The organism is Advenella sp. FME57, from assembly GCF_014897675.1.
Classification (GTDB): Bacteria; Pseudomonadota; Gammaproteobacteria; order Burkholderiales; family Burkholderiaceae_B; genus Advenella.
The window spans coordinates 1-15,709 of the sequence record NZ_JABUXU010000007.1 but is presented as its reverse complement, the minus strand read 5'-3'; the positions used below and the strand labels follow the sequence as shown (position 1 = coordinate 15,709).

Annotated in this window: 15 protein-coding genes; 13 read left to right on the top strand and 2 right to left on the bottom strand. The window is 56.7% G+C overall.

Annotated elements, in window-relative coordinates:
- Nucleotides 1-149 precede the first annotated feature (149 nt).
- The 12 genes from radA to phoU all read left to right on the top strand — a co-directional run bounded on the left by radA (nucleotide 150) and on the right by phoU (nucleotide 12,174).
- Nucleotides 150-1,511 (top strand): DNA repair protein RadA, encoded by a 1,362-nt coding sequence (gene radA, locus INT32_RS09570; RefSeq protein ID WP_193088512.1) that lies wholly within the window; start codon nucleotides 150-152, stop codon nucleotides 1,509-1,511.
- A gap of 349 nt (nucleotides 1,512-1,860) precedes the next feature.
- A complete protein-coding gene (locus INT32_RS09565) occupies nucleotides 1,861-2,631 on the top strand; it encodes a sulfite exporter TauE/SafE family protein (RefSeq protein WP_193088511.1) in 771 nt (256 codons plus the stop codon).
- Nucleotides 2,632-2,655: 24 nt separating this feature from the next.
- Complete coding sequence (locus INT32_RS09560; protein WP_193088510.1) at nucleotides 2,656-5,166, top strand: ABC transporter permease; 2,511 nt, start codon at nucleotides 2,656-2,658, stop codon at nucleotides 5,164-5,166.
- Complete coding sequence (locus tag INT32_RS09555) at nucleotides 5,166-5,585, top strand: group II truncated hemoglobin (RefSeq protein WP_193088509.1); 420 nt, start codon at nucleotides 5,166-5,168, stop codon at nucleotides 5,583-5,585. Before INT32_RS09560 ends, INT32_RS09555 begins: the two co-directional genes overlap by 1 nt.
- Nucleotides 5,578-6,300, top strand: coding sequence for a 3-deoxy-D-manno-octulosonic acid kinase (locus INT32_RS09550; protein WP_193088508.1), 723 nt, complete (start codon nucleotides 5,578-5,580; stop codon nucleotides 6,298-6,300). Before INT32_RS09555 ends, INT32_RS09550 begins: the two co-directional genes overlap by 8 nt.
- A 72-nt stretch (nucleotides 6,301-6,372) precedes the next feature.
- Nucleotides 6,373-7,476: a polyamine ABC transporter substrate-binding protein gene (locus INT32_RS09545; RefSeq protein WP_193088507.1), complete on the top strand. Its 1,104-nt coding sequence runs from the start codon at nucleotides 6,373-6,375 to the stop codon at nucleotides 7,474-7,476.
- 1 nt (nucleotide 7,477) lies between these two features.
- A complete protein-coding gene (locus INT32_RS09540; RefSeq protein ID WP_193088506.1) occupies nucleotides 7,478-8,602 on the top strand; it encodes an ABC transporter ATP-binding protein in 1,125 nt (374 codons plus the stop codon).
- Nucleotides 8,599-9,513 (top strand): ABC transporter permease subunit, encoded by a 915-nt coding sequence (locus tag INT32_RS09535; protein ID WP_193088505.1) that lies wholly within the window; start codon nucleotides 8,599-8,601, stop codon nucleotides 9,511-9,513. Before INT32_RS09540 ends, INT32_RS09535 begins: the two co-directional genes overlap by 4 nt.
- Nucleotides 9,510-10,310: an ABC transporter permease subunit gene (locus tag INT32_RS09530; protein WP_193088504.1), complete on the top strand. Its 801-nt coding sequence runs from the start codon at nucleotides 9,510-9,512 to the stop codon at nucleotides 10,308-10,310. The genes INT32_RS09535 and INT32_RS09530 overlap by 4 nt, the downstream gene beginning before the upstream one ends.
- On the top strand, nucleotides 10,307-10,663 hold the full coding sequence (locus INT32_RS09525; RefSeq protein ID WP_193088503.1) for an ArsC/Spx/MgsR family protein: 357 nt from the start codon (nucleotides 10,307-10,309) through the stop codon (nucleotides 10,661-10,663). The genes INT32_RS09530 and INT32_RS09525 overlap by 4 nt, the downstream gene beginning before the upstream one ends.
- Before the next feature lie 17 nt (nucleotides 10,664-10,680).
- Nucleotides 10,681-11,358 carry a ribose-5-phosphate isomerase RpiA gene (gene rpiA, locus INT32_RS09520; RefSeq protein ID WP_193088691.1) on the top strand — a complete coding sequence of 226 codons (678 nt, stop codon included), beginning with the start codon at nucleotides 10,681-10,683 and terminating at the stop codon, nucleotides 11,356-11,358.
- A gap of 63 nt (nucleotides 11,359-11,421) precedes the next feature.
- Nucleotides 11,422-12,174 (top strand): phosphate signaling complex protein PhoU, encoded by a 753-nt coding sequence (phoU, locus tag INT32_RS09515; protein WP_193088502.1) that lies wholly within the window; start codon nucleotides 11,422-11,424, stop codon nucleotides 12,172-12,174.
- Between the two features lie 409 nt (nucleotides 12,175-12,583).
- Here the strand turns inward: phoU and INT32_RS09510 are convergent, their stop codons facing one another.
- Together INT32_RS09510 and argA are read right to left on the bottom strand one after the other, a co-directional pair.
- Nucleotides 12,584-12,856 (bottom strand): oxidative damage protection protein, encoded by a 273-nt coding sequence (locus INT32_RS09510; RefSeq protein ID WP_128394599.1) that lies wholly within the window; start codon nucleotides 12,854-12,856, stop codon nucleotides 12,584-12,586.
- Between the two features lie 12 nt (nucleotides 12,857-12,868).
- Nucleotides 12,869-14,248, bottom strand: coding sequence for an amino-acid N-acetyltransferase (gene argA / locus INT32_RS09505; protein ID WP_370540213.1), 1,380 nt, complete (start codon nucleotides 14,246-14,248; stop codon nucleotides 12,869-12,871).
- A 79-nt stretch (nucleotides 14,249-14,327) separates the two neighbouring features.
- Here argA and INT32_RS09500 point away from each other — a divergent pair.
- A partial coding sequence (locus INT32_RS09500; protein ID WP_255509689.1) for an ATP-dependent RNA helicase occupies nucleotides 14,328-15,709 on the top strand: 1,382 nt, incomplete at its 3' end.

The following is a 15,709-nucleotide window of genomic DNA, read 5'->3' as shown; positions in this document are numbered from 1 at the left end:
TGGGCGCGGTTCGCAACCTGCTTCGTAGCACGAGCGATTGTGCTGCCAGCAGCCGTATTTATCATTCATTCAGCGACGGTAACGTGGCTGTACAAGCAGTTTATTCATTTAATGACAGCCCTTGCAGGGCAGTGGGAATCAGGCGCAGTATGGCAAAAGCAAAAACGGTATATGTGTGTCAGGAGTGCGGTGGCGTCAGCGCCAAGTGGCAGGGACAATGCCCGCATTGCCAGGCATGGAACACCATGGTGGAAACCATAGAGCGGGGCAGTGCGCCGGCTACGCCCAATCGTTATGCCCATCTGGCCGAAGCGGCGCCAGTCAGGAACCTGGCCGATATCGAAGCGCGCGACACACCCAGGCAGCCCACGGGTTTATCCGAGTTTGACCGGGTGCTCGGTGGCGGGCTGGTCCCCGGTGGTGTGGTGCTGATCGGCGGCGATCCGGGTATCGGCAAGTCAACGCTATTGCTGCAGGCACTGGCAGCGCTCTCGCTGCGCACACAGGTGCTGTATATCACCGGTGAAGAATCTGCAGAGCAGGTTGCCTTGCGCGCCAAGCGCCTGGATCTGGCTACCGGCGCGGTGCAACTGGTGGCGGAAATTCAGCTTGAAAGCATTCAGGCAGTGTTGCAACAGTACAAGCCTGCCGTTGCCGTTATCGATTCCATACAAACATTGTATTCCGCAGAATTGTCGTCCGCTCCGGGGTCGGTTTCCCAAGTACGCGAATGCGCTGCGCAACTGACCCGCATTGCCAAGCAGACCGGCGTTGCCATGGTCATGATCGGCCATGTGACCAAGGACGGCACACTGGCCGGCCCCCGTGTCCTGGAACACATTGTCGATACGGTCCTGTATTTCGAAGGGGAAACCGACTCGTCCTATCGTCTGATCCGGGCCTTCAAGAACCGCTATGGTGCGGTGAACGAGCTGGGTGTGTTCGCCATGACAGACAAGGGGCTCAAGGGTGTGAGCAACCCTTCAGCACTGTTTCTGTCGCAGCACACCGACAATGTACCCGGGTCCTGCGTGGTTGCTACCCAGGAAGGCAGCCGCCCGCTGTTGGTCGAGATCCAGGCGCTGGTCGACACCGCACATGTTCCCAATCCACGGCGCCTGACGCTGGGCGTTGACGGCAGCCGCCTGGCCATGTTGCTGGCAGTATTGCACCGTCACGCGGGCGTGGCGACCTATGATCAGGACGTTTTTGTCAATGCCGTGGGCGGGGTCCGTATTACCGAAACCGCAACCGATTTGCCCGTCTTGCTGGCCATCCTCTCGTCGCTGCGCAACAAGCCTTTGCCCAAAGGGCTGATTGCCTTTGGCGAAGTGGGGCTGGCCGGTGAAGTGCGTCCGGCACCGCGCGGGCAGGAGCGGTTGCGCGAGGCGGCCAAGCTGGGCTTCAGCCTGGCATTGATTCCCAAACACAATGCGCCCAGGCAACCGATAGAAGGGCTGGAAATCAAGGCTGTTTCTCGCCTGGACGAAGTGCTGGAGCTGATTCGCTAGACACGGGCTTGGTCTGCACGATGGCCACGGCAGACGCACGCCCCTGATCGCTATCAAACGCGAGACCGATAGTGGGCAGGCAAGGCGGGCGATCCAGGGCGCTGTTTGCGGCCCGACAATCGGTGCCATTTTGGCAACCGGCAGGCAGCAAGCGCAGAACGGGCGGTGCGGCGATAAACCTCAGGGCCGGCTACTGGTTTTAGGACCAGTGACTGGCGCAGGTGCGCTGCGCACAGGCGTGTCGTGATGGCGGCTTGGTGCTGTTTGTAGTCCGGTCGCGTTCGACATGAATATTTGATGAGCGGTAACAGCATTGCTACCGGCTCGAACCGTTTTGAATTGAGAAAGCATGGATTGGTATCTGAATCTGCTGTTGTTTGTTTCGCTGGGCGCAGCCATTGGGTTTGTGGGCGCCATTGTCGGTATCGGCGGCGGGTTGATTGCCATTCCGATGCTGGCGCTGGTTTTTTCCATGCCGCAGCAACTGGCCCAGGGGACGGCCCTGCTCATGATTGCGTCCAATGTGGTGCTCACACTGCGCAATTACCACAAGCGCTCGCCCATTGATTTTCGCAGCGTGGCCATCGGGGTGGCCGCCAACGTGGTTGCAACGCACCTGGCTGCGCTGGTGGCGCAGGACATGAGTCCCGTCGTGCTGCGTAATCTGTTCGCGCTTTTCCTGGGTTCAGTGGCCACCTTTTATGTGTGGCAGACCCTGCGCAAGGGCAAAAAACGCGAAGCGGCCGAGGCCGGCCCTCTCCGGCGCATGGGCTTTATACAATATGTCATACTGGGTTCTATTTCAGGCGCGATCGGCGGCCTGTTCGGCGTGGGTGGTTCGCTCATTCTGGTGCCGGTCATGACGGTGGTCTACCGGTTTCGGCAGACATCGGCGCAGGCGATGGCGCTGTCCATGATACTTCCCGGTACACTGGTGGCACTCATTACTTATTCGTGGCACGGCAATACCGACTGGACGGTGGGCATTGCCTTGTCCCTGGGCGGTATGCTGATGATCCGTCAGGGCGTGCGCCTGGCTTTTTATCTGCCCGAGCGTACACTTAAACTCATCTTTGCCGGCGTCCTGTATCTGACAGTGGCGTTGCTGTTATTGAAATAAATCTCTACATTTCAGGAGAACATTTTGGGTCCCTTGGCAATATGGCAAATGGCATGGCGCCTGTTTCGCCGCGACTGGCTGTCAGGGGAGTTGCGTCTGCTGGCGCTGGCCCTGGTAGTGGCGGTCACTGCGGTCTGCAGCGTGGGTTTTCTTGCCGATCGCGTCTCTTCGGGCCTGAATGACAACGCCGGCCAGGTGCTGGGCGCAGATCTGTTGTTCGAATCCGATACGCCCATCGAACCGGAGGTCGTCGAGCAGGCCCACGCGATGGCGCTGCAAACGGCCAAGACCTGGCAGTTTCCTTCCATGGTGACGTTTGACCGGCAGTCCAGGCTGGCCTCCATCAAAGTGGTGTCAGAGGGTTATCCATTGAAGGGAACGGTCACGCTCCAGGGTGCGGGCGATAACGCAAAAAGCCAGAACAGACAGGCTGTGCAGAACATTCCACCGGCAGGCACGGTTTGGGTGGACCCGGCATTGCTGGCCCAGTTGCAGGCGGCGCCAGACGCACAGTTGCGCGTCGGCATGAAAACACTGCAGGTATCGGCAATCATTGAAAATGAGCCCGATCGCAATGTCGCCTTTGTAAATATTGCCCCGCGCCTGATGATGAACGAAGCGGACATGCAGGCCACCGGGCTGCTGGTGCCGGGCAGCCGGGTCAAGGAAACCCTGCTGATGGCCGGCGATGCCGAGGCAGTCACGCAAATGCGCACCTGGCTGACAGCCAGGCCGGCCAAGGGGCGCCAGATCATTGGCACCGATTCGGCCCGCCCCGAGATCCGGGCGTCGCTCGATCGCGCTGAGCAGTTCCTGTCCCTGGTCTCGGTCTTAAGCGTCATGATCGCCAGCGTGGCCATTGCTCTTGCGGCCCGCCGGTTTTCTGCGCGCCACCAGGACGGGCTTGCCGTCATGCGTAGCCTGGGCGCCACCCAGGGAACCATCCTGAAGCTGGTTGCGATTGAGTTTTTGCTGATCGCCACGTTTGCCTCGGTTGCCGGTGTCGTACTGGGCCTGGCACTGCACTATGTGCTGATGTATTTTCTGGCCGGACTGATTCCGGCAACTTTGCCTGCGGTCTCCTGGGCGCCGGGCGTGGCTGGCCTGGTGACCGGCTGGGTGCTGGCCTTCGGGTTTTCCGTGATACCGGTAATGCACCTGTCGCGGGTGACGCCATTGAAGGCGCTGCGTCGCGAACTGGACGTCGGCGCAGGTCGGCCATTGATCGCCATTGGGGTCGGTATTGTCATCTGGGTCGGTTTGCTGTTGCTGCATACCGGCAACACCACACTGGCCTTGATCAGCGCCGCAGGTTTCATCGGGGCCATGCTGGTATGTGCGGCAATCACCTGGGCCATCCTGCGCCTGCTGGCCCAATTGCGCCACCGGCTGGTGTCGCGGCCGGTCCTGCGTTTTGCTTTGGCAGGCCTGGTGAACCGACGCGGCATGACGGTGGTGCAGATATGCGCGCTGACACTGGGCATCATGATTATCCTGCTGCTGGGCTTGCTACGCACCGATCTGCTGGCGGCCTGGCAGAACAACCTGCCTCCCGATGCGCCGAACCGTTTCCTGATCAATATTCAGCAGGATCAGAAACCGGCGCTGGGCGAAATGTTCGTCAAGGCCGGACTGGGCACGCCGCTGCTTGACCCCATGGTGCGGGGGCGTCTGGTCCGGATCGGCGACAAGGACGTGGATCCTTCGGCTTATGAGTCCGACCGCACCCAGCGGCTTGCAGAGCGTGAATTCAACCTGTCCTGGCTGAGCCAGTTGCCACCCAGTAACCGTATTGCCAGCGGGCGCTGGCTGGATCCCGATGCCGCCGAAGTCTCGTTCGAAGATGATATTGCCGGCCAGCTTGGTGTAAAACTGAACGATGAAGTGACCTTCGATGTGGCCGGCGAGCTGGTGACCGCCCGGGTGACCAGCCTGAGAACCGTGAAATGGGACTCCATGCAAGTCAATTTTTTTGCCATTCTCTCGCCTGCCGTATTGCAGGATAAGCCGGCGACCTGGATTACGGCTTTTCATTTGCCGGAACAGCAGGCCGCATTTACTCAGGAAGTCGTCAGCCAATTTCCGAACATCACGGTATTCGATGTGTCGGGTATCTTGCGCCAGTTACAGACCATTCTCGATAGCGTGGCGGCGGCGGTGCAGTTTCTTTTTGTCTTTACGCTTGCGGCCGGCGTTGTCGTGCTCAGTACTGCGTTTCTCTCTACCCAGGATGAACGGATGTACGAAGCGAGCCTGTTACGGGCCATGGGCGCCACTTCGCGGCAACTGGATCAGGCTCAGCGCAGCGAACTGATCGTGATTGGCGTGGTGTCGGGAACACTGGCTGCAGCCTTCGCAATACTGATTGCGCAACTGCTGGCGGTGCAGGTGTTTGACATCACGCTCACCACCGGTATCATGCCATGGATAAGCGGAATCATATTGGGGATCATCGCGTCATGGGCAGGGGGTAAAATGGCCTTGCGTGCTGTAAAAAATACGCCCCCGCTACTCATTTTACGGAGTGCCGACTAATGGCAAGACTATTGAACATAGTGGAAAACCTGGACACCACAACGACCTTTTATGACCAGATCGGCGGCGAGGCTGGTTTGCATGCCCTGGTGGAACGCTTCTATGATCTGATGGATATTGAAGAGGATTTCAAGGCCCTGCGCGCTGTCCATGGAGATTCGCTTGAACATGCACGCGAAAAGCTGTTCCTGTTTCTGAGCGGCTATTTGGGTGGGCCCGACCGGTATATTGAAAAATTCGGCCATCCCATGTTGCGGGCCCGGCATCTGCCGTTTGCCATTGGCATCCAGGAGCGTGATGAATGGGTCGCCTGCATGGGGCGCGCCATGATCGATTGCAACGTACCGGCGCCGCTGCAGGAGCATTTGCTGCATTCGTTCTTTGGCGTTGCCGACTGGATGCGGAACAAAGATGGCTGATCCCGATTTGCACAGTACCCACCGGCCGGTACGCCAGATGCATCATGGCATCAGGGTTCACCCCGATTTTCCTATTCCGGCTCGCATTGAAATTTTCACGCCCCGGACCTGGGGCGATAAAGCGACCAAGGTCTCGGATGGGGGGCGCAATACCGCCTGGTATCTTTCCACGCCCTGGGGGCAAGCCGTATTGCGTCATTATCATCGCGGGGGCCTGATCAGCCGGTTTGTTGACGAACGCTATTTATGGGTCTCCGAGGAAACCACTCGCTCGTTTGCCGAGTTTGCGCTCCTGAACGAGCTGCATGCCCAGGGCCTGCCTGTGCCGCGAGCCATGGCCGCTTCATATCAGCGACGCGGCGTCACTTACCGTGCTGCCATCATGACCGAGAGATTGCATAATACCGTGTCCCTGGCGCAGGCAATCGGCCAGGCAGGGCCAGCCAGTATCAAACTGGTCGAGCCTGTGTGCGCCGCCATTCGCCAGCTGCATGATGCCAATGTCTATCACGCTGATCTGAACGCGCACAATATTCTGGTGGATGACGCGCAGAAAATCTGGCTGATCGACTTTGACAAGTCATCACGCCGGACCATGACCAGAACACTGCGCGAGCAGTCACTTGAACGCCTGGGCCGCTCGCTGCAAAAGCTGCTCGGAGAGCAGGGCGTCATTTTTTCGGGACAGCTGCAACAGCAATATCAGCAAAGCTGAAAAAATCGGTGACCCAGGAGAAAAATGCCTTTATTATTTCTTTTTTTTCTAACCTGATTTGGGGAAACCGCAATGAAACCGTCCTCTGTCCGTAGCCTTGTTCTCGCGCTGTCCCTGGCCTGCACCGCAAATGTCGTTCATGCTGCCGAAGAAAAGGTGCTCAATGTCTACAACTGGGCTGAATACAGCGCACCGGACACGATTCCGGGTTTCGAAAAGCAAAGCGGCATCAAGGTGCGCTATGACACTTATGATACCAACGACATTTTGCAGGCCAAGCTGCTTACCGGAAAGTCCGGCTATGACGTGGTTGTGCCGTCAACCCATTATGCCTCGCGCCAGATCGAAGGCGGGCTGTTTCAGAAACTGGACAAATCAAAAATACCCAACTGGAAAAATCTTGACCCGGCCATCATGGACCTGGTTGCGCAGGTGGATCCGGGCAATCAGTATCTGGTGCCCTGGGGCTACGGGACCAACGGTATCGGCCTGAACGTGACCAAGGCCAAAGCCGCCCTGGGTGACGGCGCGGAACTGGGCAAGTGGGAAACGCTGTTCGATCCGGAAAATGCCAAAAAACTGCAGTCTTGCGGCATTTCCATTCTGGATGAGGCTGCGCAGGTATTTCCTGCGGTCTTGCATTATCTGGGCAAGGATCCCAATAGCGACAAGCCCGAAGATTACCAGGCGGCCCTGGACGTTCTGAAAAAAATCCGGCCTTATATCCGCCAGTTCAGTTCATCGGGTTATATCGATGAACTGGCCTCGGGCGACCTGTGCATGGTGTATGGCTTTTCCGGCGATGTCATGATCGCAGCCAGCCGCGCCAAGCAAGCCAAGAAAGAGTACGTGATCGACTATTACATCCCGGCTGGCGGGGCGCCCGCATGGTTTGATACCATGGCCGTGCCCAAGGACGCACCCCATCCGGAAAACGCCATGGCGTTCATCAATTACATTGAAGAGCCCAAGGTACATGCGGACATTACCAACAATATGTTCTATCCCAATGCCAACAAGGCGGCACGCGAATTCGTCAACAAGGAAATCGCCGACAATCCCATGATCTACCCCGGTGCCGAGGTGGCCAAGACCTTGTTTGTGATCAAAGCCCAGCCGATGAAAATTGCCCGCCTTCAGACCCGCTTATGGGCCGAACTCAAGGCAGGGAAATAAAATGGCCGAGCGGCATTTGTCGGTGGCAACCAGCGATGTGGATGAATTCGTCAAGCTGGTTGATGTCGTCAAAATTTTCGGTGATACCGTTGCCGTGCAGTCGGTCAATCTGACTGTGCGGCGCAACGAGATTTTTGCGTTGCTGGGCAGTTCTGGTTGCGGCAAGTCAACCCTGCTGCGCATGCTGGCCGGTTTTGAAGCGCCAACCTCGGGCAAGATCCTGCTGGACGGGACCGATTTGACCGGTATCGCGCCGTATAAGCGTCCGGTCAATATGATGTTCCAGTCGTATGCGCTGTTTCCCCATATGACCGTAGAAGCCAACGTGGCCTACGGGTTGAAGCAAGAAGGCGTTGATCGCCAGGAAATCCATGATCGCGTGTTCGCTGCCCTGGACCTGGTGCAAATGGCAGGCTATTCGCGGCGCAAGCCTTCACAATTGTCGGGCGGACAGCAGCAGCGTGTGGCGCTGGCGCGCAGTCTGGTCAAGCGGCCCAAGCTGTTGCTGCTTGATGAGCCCATGTCGGCGCTGGACAAACAGATCCGCCAGAAGACGCAAATTGAACTGGTGCGAATTCTTGATCAGGTCGGCGTGACCTGTGTCATGGTGACCCACGACCAGGAAGAGGCCATGACCATGGCCAACCGCATTGCGGTCATGACCGAGGGTCAGATTGTGCAAACCGGCACCCCGCAGGAAGTCTATATGTTTCCGAATTCGCGCTTTGTCGCCGGGTTCATCGGGTCAACCAATATCTTTACCGGCACGATCGTGGTCGATGAGCCGGACCATATCGTGATCGAAAGCGATGAGCTGATGCGTCCCCTGTTTGTCAATCATGGCGTGAGCGAGCCGCTGGGCATGGAAGTGTTCGTATCGATTCGTCCCGAGCAGATTCGCGTGCTGATTGATCAGCCCGATGATGAAACCAATATCGGACATGGTATTGTCACGCACGTGGCCTGGATGGGTAGTTATACGCTCTATCAGATCCGTCTGGATGCGGGCAAGATCATTGAGGCCAGCGTGCCTGGCATTGAACTGGCGCAGGAAAATGCCCCCGGCATTGACGATGAGGTCTTTGTAACCTGGGGGCCAGACAGCGCAACGGTGCTGCCGTCATGAAACCGTTGCACTCGCTGCGCAACTATCGCCCCGATCAGCGTGCGTGGGCCATTTTGCCGCCGTATATCTGGCTGGTGCTCTGTTTGCTGGTGCCATTTTTCATTGTTCTGAAAATCAGCTTTTCAGAATCCACGTTTGGTATTCCTCCCTATGAACCGCTGGTACAGATCGAGGAGGAGGTACTGAGGTTGTCCCTGCATTTTGAGGGATATCTGCTGCTTTTGACCGATCCGCTATTTATCGGTGCCTACCTCAAATCGCTGAAAATGGCGTTGGTAACCACCTTGTGGTGTGTGCTTATCGGCTATCCGATGGCATACTATATCGCCCGCTCGGCGCCGCGCCAGCGCAACTTGCTGCTGCTGGCCGTCATCCTGCCTTTCTGGACCTCGCTGCTGTTGCGTGTATATGCCTGGATCGGCATTTTGCGCAACGAAGGCTTGTTGAACCAGTTTCTTATGTGGACCGGCATCACCTCGACGCCCATAGAGATCTATCGCACCGATATGGCGGTCTATATCGGTCTGGTGTACACCTATCTACCGTTTTTTATCCTGCCGCTGTACACCAACCTGGTCAAGATGGACCGGCGCCTTTTGCAGGCAGCCTATGATCTTGGCGCCCGTCCCTGGAAGGCATTTTTCACCATTACGCTGCCGCTGTCGGTTCCCGGGGTGATCGCCGGCGCCATGCTGGTCTTCATTCCGACGGTGGGCGAGTATGTCATTCCCGAACTGCTGGGAGGAACCAACACATACATGATGGGTCGCCTGATGTGGGATCAGTACTTTACCGACACCAACTGGCCGGTGGCTGCTGCGGTGGCCGTGACCATGACGATTTTCCTGCTTATCCCGCTTGTGATATTTCAGTACAGTCAGGCCAGGGCCCTGAAAGGACGGGACGCATGAAACAGGAAAATATCTGGCTCAAATGGCTGTTTCTGGGAGCAGGCCTGCTGTTTCTGTATATTCCCATTCTCAGCCTGATTGTCTTCTCGTTCAATGAATCGGCGCTGGCCTCCAGCTGGTCGGGCTTCTCGCTACGTTGGTACCAGAGCCTGTCGCAGGATCGTGCCCTGCTCAGTGCTGCCTGGCTGTCGCTGCGTATTGCGGTTTTGACGGCGACCGCAGCGGTGATCATCGGTACCTGGGCCGGTTATGTGCTGGCGCGCAAGGGTCCGTTCCGGGGATTTGGCCTGTACATCGGCATGTTGAATGCGCCGCTGGTTATTCCAGATGTCATTTTGGGTATTTCACTGCTGTTGATGATTATCGAAATCCGTAACATTACCGGTTTTCCCGAAAGCAATGGTATTTTCACCATCTGGCTGGGCCATGTTACGCTGTGTGTAGCGTATGTGTCGGTGGTCATTCAGTCGCGTGTACGCGAACTGGACCGCTCGCTGGAAGAAGCGGCGCTGGACCTGGGCGCACCCCCATTGCGGGTGTTCTTTACCATCACGCTGCCGCTGATCGTCCCCGCTCTGGTGTCGGCCTGGCTGCTTGCCTTCACATTGTCCCTGGATGATGTGGTTATTGCCTCCTTCCTGAATGGTCCGGGCTATACTACCTTACCAATCGAAGTCTTTTCGCGCGTGCGGCTTGGCATAAAACCGGAAGTCAACGCGCTGGCAACGCTGATGATCCTGCTTGTTGGGGCATTCGTGATTGTTGCCAATTATTTTCAGGGACGTGCAAAGCAATGAGTGTAATACGCCAATACGGGCTGAAACGGTGCAGCACTTGCGTCAAAGCGCGCAAGTGGCTGCAGGAGCGGGGCGAGCAGGTTGAGTTTAGCGATTATCGCGAAGAGCCGGCAGATAGCGCGCTGCTAAAGACTTGGGCCGCTGCCGCAGGCGGGGCGCAATTGATGATCAATCGCAATTCTCAGACTTGGCGTGGTTTGCCCGAAGATCGCAAAACGCCCGCTACCGAACAGCAATGGCTGGCGCTGGCCGCAGAATTTCCTTCACTGATCAAGCGCCCGGTCACAATGTTTGCCGACGGCGCGACCACATTCGGGTTTGCAGAAAGCACTTTTGCTGCCCATCTTTCGTAACAGGCAGAATCATGGAACTGAAGTCACAGGAACAATTGAAACGCGACGTAGCGCAGGCTGCCGTTGGATACATCAGGCCTTTTTTTGGTGCCGACGCTGTGATCGGTGTGGGCACAGGTTCTACGGCCGATCTTTTCATTGATGAGCTGGCAAAATACAAAAAAGAATTTGCCGGCGCCGTTGCCAGTTCGCAGCGCAGTGCAGCGCGTTTGCGCGAGCAGGGCGTGCGGGTACTGGATTTGGCCGAAACCAACAAACCGTTGCCGGTCTACGTGGATGGTGCCGATGAAATCAACCCCTTGCTGCAGATGGTCAAGGGCGGTGGCGGGGCGCATACCCGAGAAAAAATCGTGGCTGCTGCGTCTGAACGATTTGTCTGCATCGTGGATGAGACAAAATGCGTGGATCTGCTGGGCAGCTTTGCCATACCGCTTGAGGTGATTCCCATGGCCGTACCTATTGTGATGCGAAAAATAGCGGCACTGGGCGCTACCGCGACCGTGCGTGCTGGTTTTATTACGGATAATGGCAATCCGATACTTGATGTTGCAGGTATGCGCCTTGCCGATGCCCGCGAGATGGAAACGACCATGAACGCGATTGCCGGCGTGGTCACTTGCGGTCTGTTTGCGCTTGAGCCGGCAGCTGTGGTGATGGTTGCCAAGCAGCAGGGGGTAGACATTCGCGAACGCTGATGTCATATTCCTGTCATTGAACGGTCTTAAACTTCTCTTATCTTTCTTATTGCAGGCATCGCCATGGCACAACATACCAATACCCGCTTTGATGCGGAACTCGAAGATATCCGCTCCCGTTTTTTACGCATGGGTGGCCTTGTAGAGGCAATGATCGAAGACAGCATGCTGATTCTGGCCGACGGCAATCTGACCGTGGCTGAACGGGTGTTCGAGCGGGAAAAGGAAGTCAATCGCCTGGAAATGGATATTGACCATTCGATAGCCCAGGTACTCGCATTGCAGCAACCCACGGCAGTGGATTTGCGCCTGGTGATATCGGTGTCCAAAATGCTCACTGACATGGAGCGCTCAGGAGACGAAGCCGAAAAAATCGCCAAAATGGCGCGTCGCCTGTACGAAAGCCCCAGTCGCTACGAGCCGATCGTGGATATGACTCACTTTGCCGTCGGCGTCCAGAAAATGCTCAATCGCAGCCTGGATGCCTTTGCGCGCCGGGATGCCATTTTGGCCGCTGAAGTCGTGCGCAGCGACAAAAAGATCGACAAGCAATGGAAAAGCATATTGCGTGAGGTGAGCAGCTATATGATTGAAGATCCACGCACCACCTCGGCATGTATAGACTTGATCTTCATTGCCCGCGCCCTGGAGCGGATCGGCGATCATGCCAAGAATATGGCAGAGCGGGTCATTTATCTGGTGCAGGGCGAAGACGCCCGCCACACCAGCGTCAAGAAAGTCGAATCCATGGCGCGTGGCGACGAAGAACTGCCTGAGCCTTCAGCCTCAGCCCCAGTATCGGGCGAAGACAACTGACATTTTCCACGCGTCAGTTCCCCGGGGTATTGAGAAGTGAACTGCACTGAACGATATCCAGTAAGCAATACCCGGTAAGCAATATCCAATATGAATAAGCAGCAATAATAAATGACTCCGCATGAAAGTGCGGAGTTTTTTTTGCCATAATAACCGCCTGCATATCGGCAGACACTGGAGCAGACAAGCCTGCCTCTCGTATCAGCAGGCAGCAAAGCAGGCAAGCTCATGGCCAAGGGAAGGGGCGCATGCAATGCGCAGGTGAGCGTTAAAAGAGGGGGCTCTTACCGTGCCGTGCCGGCCACAAAAAACCGGGCCAGGCCCGGTCAAGATGTCGTTATTGCGTGTGCAATAGACAGTGTGCAGCATGACAGCGCAGCATCACAGGTGTGATGCTGTCGGAAATGTTTCAGGCTGAAGGCGGCACGTAGCCCTGGGCTTCGACGTCCACATCGTCAAACAGAAAACTTTCCATTTGCTGCTGCAGATATTTACGAGCCCGGGCATCAGCCAGGTTCAGGCGGTTCTCATTGACAATACGCGTTTGAATGTCAGTCCATTGCTGCCAGGCTTCTTTCGAAATTGAGTTCCAGATCTTGGTGCCCAATTCTCCCGGATAGGGTGGGTAGTCCAGACCTTCGGCCTCTTTTTTCAGTTTGATACATTGAATCATTCGGGCCATGGCAATTCTCGCTTAAAGTTTTTTGATAAAGATATGACTGTTGCGACTACGATTGTAGTTCATTTGCTTTTCCTGGGGCAAATCGTTGATCGTACCCTGAACGAAGCCGCGTTTGATAAACCAGTGCGAGGTGCGTGTGGTTAGTACGAATAGCTTTTTCATGCCCATGGCGCGTGCCCGCGCTTCGGTGTGACGCAATAGGATTTCTCCTTCACCGGAGCCCTGCCATTCGGGGTTGACGATCAGGCAGGCCATTTCCGCCATCTGGTCCTGGGGAAACGGGTTGAGCGAGACACAGCCATAAATGACGCCGTCGTGCTCCAGGACAGTGAAGCGCTCTACATCGCGTTCAATCACATGGCGGCCACGCGGCACCAGTGTGCCATCAGCCTCCAGCGGCTCGATCAGTTGCACGATCGCGCCGATGTCGTCAATGGTGGCGGTGCGCAAGTCATCCAGCGTGTCTTCGACCACCATGGTGCCAACGCCATCATGGGTGAAATATTCCAGCAAAATGCTGCCATCCAGATCGAATGGAATCAGGTGAGCGCGGGCCACGCCCCGCTTGACCGCCTTGGCGGCGTGGGACAAATAACTGCGTGTATCCACGTCAAGCGTGCCGTCGCGAATCATGGCTTCGGCATCTTCGCGTGCAATTTCCGTGATAATCTGGCCAAGGCTGTCGCGCAGCATGCGGTTTTGGGTCAGGAAAATCAGTTTTTCGGCACGCAGGGCAACCGCCGTACTGGTGGCAATGTCTTCCATCGCCAGATTGAATGCTTCGCCTGTCGGTGAAAAGCCAATTGGCGAGAGCAGCACCACTCCACCGTGGGACAATACTTTTTTCATGGCATCCAGATCGAACTTGCGCACCTTGCCGGTATGACGAAAATCGACGCCGTCGATCACGCCGATGGGCTGGGCCGTGACAAAGTTGCCTGAAATGATATGAATCTGGGCGTTGGACATGGGCGTGTTGGGCAGCCCCTGGCTGAATGCCGCCTCGATATCTAGCCGGATTTCACCGGCCGCTTCCTTGGCACACTCCAGGGCCTCGGCAGAGGTGGGTTCCGGTTCACGACCAAACTGGAAGGAAAACCCTTTGAGGCGCAACTGTTCGTTTACCTGGGGCAGGCAGCCGTGAACCAGTACAATGTGCACCCCTAGCGAGGTAAGCAGGGAAAGATCCTGAATCAATGCATTGAGCGCGCCGGCCTGGATCAGATCGCCACCAAATCCAACCACAAATGTCTTATTGCGCAGGGTATGCACATAGGGGGCGACATCGCGAAACCATCGCACAAATTGTGCGGGAACAAATTCAGGTGCATCCTGGGCAGAATAGGTTTCAGGGTCGGGGGCAATGGTCACGGTGGTATGGGTTCCTTGAATTGATGTGAAATACCGCTATCTGATGTATATGCGGCCTGCCAAAATTATAATGTTGGCTGAATGAACTGATTGAAATTGTATGAAAAAAAAGGAAGATAGGGCCACTGATACGGCAAAGAAACCACAGAATGCGCGCGAAAGCGCTCCTTCGCGTCCTGTGCGTGCGCCACGCGAGTTCCCGCCCATCACCTATCCGGAATCGCTGCCTGTCAGCGAGCGACGACATGAAATCGCCCAGGCGCTGCAGGAAAACCAGGTCATCATTGTCAGCGGAGAGACCGGCTCGGGCAAAACCACGCAATTGCCCAAGATCTGCCTTGAGGCCGGGCGGGGCCGTACGCGCCTGATCGGCCATACCCAGCCAAGACGGCTGGCGGCGACCTCGGTTGCCCGCCGGATTGCCGAAGAGCTCAATACGCCACTGGGCGAGCTGGTTGGCTACCAGATCCGGTTTAACGACCGGACGGGTCCGGATGCAGCGATCAAGCTGATGACAGATGGCATTTTACTGTCTGAATCGCAAAAAGATCCGTTGCTGCGCAAGTACGATACGATCATTATTGACGAAGCGCATGAGCGCAGCCTGAATATTGACTTTCTGCTAGGCTTTTTGTGTGTGCTGTTGCCGCGCAGGCGCGACCTCAAGCTGATTATCACATCTGCAACCATTGATGCAGACCGCTTTGCCCGGCATTTTGCCGATGCCAATGGCAAACCGGCGCCGGTCATCGAAGTGTCGGGTCGGCTGTTCCCCGTCGAAGTGCGCTACCGGCCGGTACGTTTTCTGGATGACGAAGACGAGACCAAGCCGACACGGTCGGCAGCAAACGAAGCGCGGCGCCTGGATCGTGATGGCGAGAAAGAGCTGGTTGACGGCATTGTGGCTGCGGTTGACGAGTGTGCCACACATGGTGCCGGTGACATATTGATATTTTTGCCGGGTGAGCGCGAGATACGCGAGGCAGCCGAGGCGCTGCGCAAGCACCATCCGCCCAGCACCCAGATCCTGCCGCTGTTTGCCCGCATGTCGCAGCAGGAGCAGGAACGCATTTTCCGTCCCGATACCAATCAGCGCCGGGTGATCCTGGCCACCAACGTGGCTGAAACCTCGCTCACGGTACCGGGCATTCGCTTTGTCGTCGATAGCGGGCTGGCTCGCGTCAAACGCTATTCGTGGCGCAACAAGGTCGAGCAACTGCAGATCGAACCCATCAGTCAGGCCTCGGCCAACCAGCGTGCCGGGCGTTGCGGCCGCATCGGCCCGGGCATCTGTATCCGTCTGTATGACGAAGAGGGTTTTGCCCAACGCGCGAAATTTACCGATCCGGAAATTCTGCGATCATCACTGGCCGCTGTCATCCTGCGTATGAAAGCGCTGCGCATGAGTGATATCGAGTCGTTTCCGTTTGTCGACCGGCCGGCGGGCAAGGCGGTGGCCGATGGTTATAATCAGTTGCAGGA